At 50.2% G+C, this 1888-nt stretch carries 2 protein-coding genes; one reads left to right on the forward strand and one right to left on the reverse strand.

Features of this window, described 5'->3' with window-relative positions; translation table 11 throughout:
• The coding region (locus tag AC2VLY_RS16325; RefSeq protein ID WP_486922659.1) for a type I restriction-modification system subunit M at positions 1-1045 on the reverse strand (1045 nt) is incomplete at its 3' end.
• A 382-nt stretch (positions 1046-1427) separates the two neighbouring features.
• On the opposite strand from AC2VLY_RS16325, the gene AC2VLY_RS16330 reads away from it, so the two are divergent.
• Positions 1428-1888 (forward strand): hypothetical protein (locus tag AC2VLY_RS16330; RefSeq protein WP_486922660.1); only part of this gene is annotated, 461 nt, incomplete at its 3' end.

Genomic DNA, 1888 nt, shown 5'->3' on the forward strand with positions numbered 1-1888 from the left:
CGCCCTCGCCGCTGGTATTGGATGACATGGACCCGTTCGCCAAGACAAAGCCCGCCACACCATAAGGGGCCAAGTGGTGGACCATGTGCTGCACCCAAGCGAAGTTGGCATTGCCCGTGGGCGGTATGCCGTACTGCCAGCGTTTGTCCTCTCTGAGCAGATCGCCGCCCCAATCGGATATGTTGAAGGGGGGATTGGCGAGAATGTAATCGGCGCGCAAATCGGGATGCAGGTCTTTGTGAAAGGTGTCTGCCGCTTCTACCCCCAAATCCGCCTCAATCCCACGAATGGCGAGATTCATGAGGGCCAGCTTCCACGTATTGGGATTGGATTCTTCCCCGTAAACGCTGATGTCGCCCACTTTGCCACCGTGGGCTTCGATGAACTTTTCCGACTGGACGAACATGCCACCGGACCCGCAACAGGGGTCATAGATGCGCCCTTTATAGGGGGCCAGCATGGTGACCAAGGTTCGGACTACGGATGCCGGGGTGTAGAACTCACCACCACGTTTCCCTTCGGCACTGGCAAAACGGCCCAGAAAGTATTCATAGACCCGCCCCAAGGTATCACGGGCCTGATGTTCTGCCGTCCCCAAGCCAATGGTGCCGATGAGGTCCACCAGTTCACCCAGACGGCGCTGATCCAGCGTAGGGCGGGCATAGCCCTTGGGCAGGATGTTTTTAAGGTGGGGATTTTCTTTCTCGATCTCGGTCATGGCGTCATCAATGCGCTTGCCGATATCGGTCTGTTTGGCGGCGGCTTGGATCACTGGCCAGCGTGCCGAAGCCGGTACCCAGAACACGCCTTCTGCCGTGTATTCGTCGCGGTCTTCGACGGCATACGTCCCGGCCTCTTCCCGGATGATTTCTGTATATCTATCGGCAAAGCGGTCCGAGATGTATTTCAGGAAGATGAGTCCCAGCACCACATGCTTGTAGTCGGCAGCATCCAGATGGCCGCGCAGTTTGTCGGCAGTAGCCCAGAGTTTGGATTCGAGGCTGCTGGTGTCTTCAGTCTTCTTTTTGGCTGGTCTGCGTGGCATGGTGTCCCCTTTTGATTTTGTGTTGTTATATCATGAAAAGGCGGGATGAGGTGAGCGGGTGTGACTGGAATCGGGTGCAGGGTTGGACTAAAATTCAACGAGTTGTAGCCTTGCGTAAAAAACCTTGTGAATCCTTCAAACCGTTAGAGGGCAAAATATGACCACACGGGAATTTTTTCTTTCTGCGACGTTTACGGCAGGGCTGATGTTCATAGTGTCATCGGTAGTTCTTGCCATTGGCATTGTTTACGGTTCAGTAACCCCTTTGTTTTACGTGATCTCTGCTGGCCACCAAAATAAAGGTTGAAGATGAAAATTACACCAGTTTTTATAAAAAATGAATGGAATTGTTTTGTAAAACACCTTGCTCTGGCGTGAGTCAATGACAGACAGTGATATCAAAGCGTTTTATTCGCCAAACATAACCTTCAGATTTTTCTATAGTTATGGTTCTATCGCCTTAATTATCCTGATCTTTGAGGTCGTAGCATTCCATTACGCGGACAATCGCCCAACATTGTGGGTGACGTGGGTCACCATGAGTTCTTTTGTAGGCGGGTTTTGGATATTGCAGAGATACAAGCCTACCAGAATATCCATTCACCCTCATAATTATTTTTATGTCGTCAAGAATGTAGAATCTGTTATTTCGGAATTACCCATCATCCTTGAGCAGGAAAGAAAGTTTTACGGTTTTTCCCACGGCTATAGAAAAGTAGAAAATGGGGATAGTAGCGTATCATTCATCCCTGTTGGGAAACTGTATGGGGCAGGTGACAGCTTTTATAAAAGCATGATTGGAAAAGTAACGGTATTTTCTGGCACAACGGGAATCGTTGAAGT

This window comes from Acidithiobacillus sp. TH-A36 (assembly GCF_057473445.1).